At 44.5% G+C, this 6,765-nt stretch carries 6 protein-coding genes; all 6 read right to left on the reverse strand.

Going from position 1 to position 6,765, the window contains the following annotated elements; translation table 11 throughout:
• Positions 1-84: 84 nt before the first annotated feature.
• On the reverse strand, positions 85-984 hold the full coding sequence (locus ACJ751_RS14150; protein ID WP_407746147.1) for a DUF6999 family protein: 900 nt from the start codon (positions 982-984) through the stop codon (positions 85-87).
• An 11-nt stretch (positions 985-995) separates the two neighbouring features.
• The gene (locus tag ACJ751_RS14155) at positions 996-2,873 is read right to left on the reverse strand and encodes a beta-ketoacyl-ACP synthase III (protein ID WP_407746148.1); all 1,878 of its coding nucleotides are present in this window, start codon (positions 2,871-2,873) and stop codon (positions 996-998) included.
• 178 nt (positions 2,874-3,051) lie between these two features.
• A complete protein-coding gene (hxsC, locus tag ACJ751_RS14160) occupies positions 3,052-4,188 on the reverse strand; it encodes a His-Xaa-Ser system radical SAM maturase HxsC (protein ID WP_407746149.1) in 1,137 nt (378 codons plus the stop codon).
• 1 nt (position 4,189) lies between these two features.
• Positions 4,190-5,686, reverse strand: coding sequence for a His-Xaa-Ser system radical SAM maturase HxsB (hxsB, locus tag ACJ751_RS14165; RefSeq protein WP_407746150.1), 1,497 nt, complete (start codon positions 5,684-5,686; stop codon positions 4,190-4,192).
• A 42-nt stretch (positions 5,687-5,728) separates the two neighbouring features.
• On the reverse strand, positions 5,729-6,106 hold the full coding sequence (gene hxsD, locus ACJ751_RS14170) for a His-Xaa-Ser system protein HxsD (protein WP_407746151.1): 378 nt from the start codon (positions 6,104-6,106) through the stop codon (positions 5,729-5,731).
• A gap of 9 nt (positions 6,107-6,115) precedes the next feature.
• On the reverse strand, positions 6,116-6,409 hold the full coding sequence (locus ACJ751_RS14175; RefSeq protein ID WP_407746152.1) for a hypothetical protein: 294 nt from the start codon (positions 6,407-6,409) through the stop codon (positions 6,116-6,118).
• Positions 6,410-6,765: the final 356 nt, after the last annotated feature.

Here is a 6,765-nt window from a genome sequence, read left to right on the forward strand (position 1 = left end):
ATAAGATAGTAAATGGTAAATGCACTACTAAATTATCAGCAATCTCTGCAACAGGAAAGTTAAAGCGCAGTTATACGCCGGATATTAGGAAACCGTTAAGGCTTTCTCCGCCGCCCGCTTCTGTTGTACCAGCAACCCGTGTAACACTTCTGTAGACAACCCATGCAGCGTAAGCCGGAATGCCGCAGACGTTGTTGGCAATGGCACCATGGGATGTTTGTTGTTCAACGCAACCAGTTTCTCCGGACAGTCCAATATGGTAGCAGCGTATAAGCCAATCACTTCATCCAGCTGCAGTGAATTGGAAGCGCGCCAGAAATCATTATCTGTTAAAAAGAACTGGTATACCGGGGTGAAGATCTCAATAGCATTGGCCAGGTCAAGGCAGTTGGTCCATTTGTCACGGAAAGGTGCAAAAGGAAAATTGTCATCGATGGTGATGGCGTTAAAATTAGGTTGATCCACCTTTTGAATGGTTACCCCTTTTTTAGCCATGGCGTTATTCAGGTTGATGATGAAATTGTACAAATTCAGGTCGTGCTGCAGGAACAGGTTATCCTTAACCGCATTCAGATCCATGGGTTTTAACGGGTGCATGGGAATATCATCGATATGATGCACATTGTCTTTTATAAACCGCAACACTTCCGAACCCAGCACGAAATGGCGAAGAATGAGGTAGTTGGCCTCCGGGGTAATAAAATATTTCATGCCGAGGTACAGGCTCCTGTGCAGCATCTTCGGCGCATTGATCACATTCGGCATAATGGCCTTGAATACCTGTAGTAACATAATGCACAGCCTTGCAAACACCCGTACAAAAGGATACAGGAACTGTTTTGTTTTGCGGCTGCTATCGTACAGGAAAGCCGCTTTGGCATCGGGACTGAACGGAATGCTTTTATCGAGGAACAGGGCATGCCAGTGACTCGGGTCCCTGGGATTGTTTTCCAGTTGCTCAAAGTATTCGCGTTTATGTAACATAGAAATTGGTTTTAGTAATTACCCAGCTCCTGTAATTGCATGGCATACAGGCGGGCAGTTATTTTTGCGGTTTTAACAATTCTGGCGGCTATGGCTTCCTGTAACAGGTCAGATTGGATGGCCTTTTCAAAACGTTCAAAATGGTTATCGTTGGCATCGCTTGTTTCGTGATAAATAAAGAACGAAACCTGGTCATCCTGCAATTGCAATTGTTCCTGAATAGCGCGACCCCATTTACCTGCCAGCCTGTTGCCCAGTCCTTCTATAATAAACATCCCACCGAGCAGATCAAAGGGGTTGGGTTGACTGGCCTTATGAAACATAAAGGCGCTCAATGCTTCGCTGCCGATATTCTTTTCACCCTGGCGTAATTCCTCGTAAGTACCGCCACAGGCAAGATAATTCTTTTCCAGGATCTGGTAATCGCGGTGCTCATCGCGGGAATGCGTGATAAAAGCAGAGCGGATATCAAAATATTCAATGGTAATATTCGAGGCGGCGCGGGCAATCCATTGCGAACCGTCAATTACCTGTTGCCGCAGGTTCACCAGTAATAATTTATAATCTTCCATACTGAGCGACCCGTTATAGATCTTTTGTACAACAGGCACCTGACGCAAAGAGGATTCAAAATCAACCCAAACAGAAGTGAGTTGTCGTACCAGCCATTCCTGTACAGGCATGCCGCTGGTGCGGATCACAGGCGCTTCAATTGCATCATTGGTATGAATAGAAAGCGCAGGTGCAGCCGATGTTGGCGCTACCACGGTCAACTGCATAAAGGAAGTAATGAAACGGCCGCTCTCCGGCACCATACACAACAACTTTTGTCCGGCTTGTAGTTTGCCGGAATACAACAGTTCTTCCAGCATGAGAAAGATAGAAGCGGCGCCTACGTTGCCCCTGGTATGCAGGTTGGTAAACCATTTTTCTGGTGGAATGGCACAGCCGCCTTTTTGCAACAGGTCTACGATCTGTGGCCGGAAGTATTCTGAAGAATAGTGACACAGCAACCAATCCAACTGGTTGGGGTCAACGCGTCCTTCATCAATTAAACTAAAGAAATGCTGAACACCCAGATGTACAATGTTGTGAACAATTTTCAGGTCCTGCTTCAGGTTGATAGCCGCATCATTATCGGCCTCGCTGAAAGAGCTATAATCTATCCAACTGGCTTTCCCATTGTTTTTATTCTTACCTGCGTACATGCACACATCATATAGATGGGCATGTGAGCGCAGATCGATCCAATCTATTTGTAAACTAAACTGGTGACGCGCAGGTTGGTTTTCCAGCAACAGCGCCCCTGCGCCATCAGACAGCATCCAGCGCAAAAAATCTGTTTCCAGGTCCAACTGGTTCTTTTCCTTCACCATTGTCTGCTGTTCAAAACGCTGCGCTTTAAACATGCGACTGGGCAATTCGCCGGCACAGGCAACGGCTTTATCGGCCTCGCCGGTTCTCATATGCAGCCAGGCGTTTTTTATGGCCATCATCCCGGCAGCGCATATGCTTTGGTGACTGGCAATTTCGCATTGCTCCAGTTGCGCATCGGCATGCACCATGCTGGCAAAACCAGGCACGGGCAGATCACCCTGGGTGGTAGCGGCCGACAAAAATCCGATCTCTTTTTTGGCGACACCAGCTTTTTGTAAACAACTTTGAATAGCAGCCGCCGTCATGCCACTTACGGTATGGGTAGTTTGCTGATTTTTATCGATAGCGTAATAGCGGGAGGTAATTCCATTCTGCCTGAGCATTTTTTGTTTGGTGCGGGAAGGTTTGCCAAACAGGTAGCCAAGGTATTCTTCCACTTCATCATTAGAAACGGGCGCGCCGGGCAAATACGCGCCGGCAGCCGTAATGTAAACGGGGTTTAGGGAACTCATATGTCAAAATTAGTTTATTGCCGCTGCAGTTATGCTATTTATGCAGGGGGAATTAAAGAATATACCCACATAAGTCGCTAAAATGCAGACACGTTACTTAAACAAATGTTAAGTAGAAACAAAAAAAAAGCCCCCGACTGAATTGTCGGGGGCTTTTTTTTTGTTTATAAATTATGAGTTACTCAAATGGCCGGATATGCTCGCTGTGTTTTTTCAAATTCCAGGTAAACAAACCACCGCAATCGGATAATTTGGTGCACCGGCTACATTCCGGTAAATAACTTTGCTTCCAGTCGGAGATCGACTCCCTCGCATATTTCCATAACTGTTCGGGCAACACGCACAGCTGCGTATTGTAAATAGACACATGCATTCCCTGCCCTGCCAAAAATTCTACCGCTTCACCCAACTCATTCATATAATCATGCGGATCTATCCATAACTTTTCAATATTGTGCGGAGTATAACCAACGTATTCCAATCCCATGAAAGTCACGTGTTCGGCAAACGGCAGGTTCTTATAAATATACCGTGCGAGCCTTGTAAGCCGGGGAATTGATTGTTGATGCAATACCACCCTGATCTCGATCCGTTGATTATGCCGGGCCAGGTTATGCAATCCTACAATGGTTTGATTAAAAGCATCGCAGGCCTGTACAATATAATCATGCACCTGGTAATAATCTGAATAAACCGGAATGCCCAGCATCAGGCGGTCGTATTCCAGTGCACCAAGCCGCTCAGCCATGGCTGGCCACGCAAAGGAGCGACCGTTTGTAAGCAGGTGAATTTCCGTATCTGGTAAATTGTGTTTTATGTTTCCGAGCATTTGGAAAAAAAGTTCTCCCATTAAGGTAGGTTCACCGCCGGAAATACATAATTCAGGACAGTCTTTAGGGATCATCGGGATCGCCTTCTCATAAATGCTATACAGCGTGGGAATATCATTCCTGTTCCTCGGTGGCTGCGAGCACATGAGGCAGTTGCTGTTACACCTTTCCGTTGCAAGAATGGTATTATGAAAAGAATTAACGCGGTAGAGTGTCTTAATATTCCCATCATTCCCAACGGCTACCAGGTCACCTTCAAACAAATGGTCTAGTGAAGGCACTTTATAAACCGCAGGATAGCCATTCAATTTGCCATCCTGGTTAGAAGAAGTGAGTATACAATTAAAACGGTCTGCGTTGATGTCTTGCAGTTGTTCATCACAAATGAGGATGGCATTGTTGTCTCTTGTATGCGGGTCTCTGGTGACACGGCCAACAATAAAATCCTGGATGTTTAGCGAAGTGCCTTTTGTACGTAGTAACATATTAAAGAACAGGTTTTACCCAACTTTCAAAAATGGTTTTAATTTTTTTATCACTGTCCATCAGCTCTATCAGGTAACGGATGATCTCCATATTACGCTGACAAAACGTACTGGTTGGCCGGTACCCGATCATGTCGCCCTGGGTGGCATGGTGATGAACCGGATCGGCGCCACAATACGACTGAAAAGCGCAGTCGGAACAGCCGGGCAAACTTTCATTAGTGCCGGCAGCAACTATCTGGCGGGCTTTTTCTCCATACAATAAGTTTTCATAGCTATCTGTATCCAGGTGGCCCAGTTGAAAAGTATAATCCTTCATTTCAGCCAGCATACGGCTTTCATCACTGGCAAAAACAGCCCCATCGTAGTTAAATACGATCACATTGGTAATGGAACCGGTTGGTGAATTCAGATCCACATAACCTACCGGAAAAGGGGTCAGGATCTTTTTCAAAATGATAGTAGCATAATCTTCTCTAAAAAATTCGCCTTGGAGATTGTATTCCAGGATCCTGTTCAGCGCCTTTTTATAGAAAGAAAGGAACTTCTCCATTTCATATTTATTCTTCACCTCGTTCTTTACCGCAAAACCATAAGGTGAAATAGGCCGTAAGAATATACTCCGGAAACCCTGTCGATAATATTCTTCTACAATTTCTACCGGGTGTTCCAACGACAGATTGGTAGTGGTCATTAATGCAGATACCCGCGACTTTCCCAGGATACTTCTCGACAACTCAATACCGCGGATAGCGAGTTCATAACTATTCCTGCCCGGCCGCTTCCTGTTTTCATTATGAACAAAAGCCGGACCATCGAGCGAAGAAGAGATGAGGATATTATTCTCTTTACAATAATGCAGGATCTCTTCGTTCATAACCGCCAGGTTGGTGCAGATCACATACGTGACTGCTTTATTATGCCGTACAGCCAGTTCCTTTGTGCGTTCAACGGCATATACAATATTATCAAAGGCCAGCAGCGCTTCCCCACCCTGGAACTCCATGGTAACATGCGGGCTTGGTGATTGCATCATGATATCGATCCCTTTATCGATATGCGCCCGCGACATATCAAACTTGTTTTTATCCTGCGTTACCCTCGATACCTGGCAATAGTGACAGGTATGTTCGCAACGAAGGGATACCACAAATAAATGCAGGGTGGTGAAACTATCGAGGAAAGATTTTTTAGTTCGATACCGGGTGGCCAAAACGTCGATGAGCGGTGGCACCTGGCTTTCGGAAATAAAATGTCCGGCTACCAGGTCTCCGTAGAGATCAGCATCTTTAGTTTTATTCAGTTCTTTTTGAACAATTTTTGAGAAGGTACCGGCAGGCACTACCAGGTGGTCTCCTACTTCATTGACCAAAACTTCTTTTTGATCGTTCAGCCGGTGAAATCGAAGCGGCATTAAAAAATACCCGGACGTTTGGCGGCCATCATAAAAGGCCGCGTCTTTAAATTTTCTATTACTAGCGGTATCAGTGTTTATCATGGCATAGCTTTTCTTAGGAGCAGATAAATGTAGCGGATGATATTAATTCAACGGGGTAAACCCTACGGGGTCAGAAATTTCGCCTGGTGGTACTTCATCATATTCACCATTTGAAAAGGCTTTGGCCACCAGCAATTCTCTTACGGTGGAAGTTTCATTACTAACTATTTCCCGCAGATGAAAATCAACCAGGTCACGTTCCAGTTTCTGCAGGTAATAAGGAAGATCGCCATCTGTTATGGCCGCATTGGGCATGGGACGCAAGGTGATCTTATAATCCTGCGCGCCTTCGCGTTGAATATTAATATGGAATTTATCTCCAAACCAATAGGTACATTTAAGTACGGTTTTGTAGGAGAAAAGGGTGCCATCAACGGGAAAAATGATTTCCCCGTTGTGAATACAATTTATATGTGACATAAGAATTAGTTAAGCGAATATACCTCCTGAGGAGTGAGAACTGTGTGAATGATGAGAACTGTGGGAGCTGTGCGAACTGTGTTGCGCAACCAACCTGCTTTGAGAAAGATTTTTAGGGCTGAGCTTTAAAACCGGCATTTTTTTGGGCTTTGCAGCTTCTTTTGCATAATCAATATTTTTTTCTTCAGAAACAGGCAATTCCGGGTTGGTAGCGGCAGTTGTTTTTTGCATACCTAAAGCGCCAATGGCAGCGCTTACAATAAAAGCAATCTTTAAGGCAAGTCCCGATTTTCCTTTGTTCATTGGTAACGGTATTTAGGGGTTTAAAGTTTTATAATAACCCAAAATAACCTGAATTATTATGTATTACAAGCCACGCTAACTAACAGGCTAAACTTCTTGATCGGCATCAAACTGGCATTAAAAGCCGCCTTTTTAGCGCTAATAATAGAAAATAGAATATGCGATCAGTAATAACCATTACTTGCACGTTGTGGGATGGCAAAGATATTAGTGTATCATAACCGCACAGTCCTTTCTCAAAAACGAACATTTCAGGGGGAGTAAAGTAGCATTAATTGCCTGATTATTATTAATATACTAATTTGGCCTGTTATACGCTTCAATTGAAGAAAGGATGCGATTATGCTAAAAAATTA

Source organism: Niastella sp. (assembly GCF_045805085.1).
Lineage (GTDB): Bacteria > Bacteroidota > Bacteroidia > Chitinophagales > Chitinophagaceae > Niastella.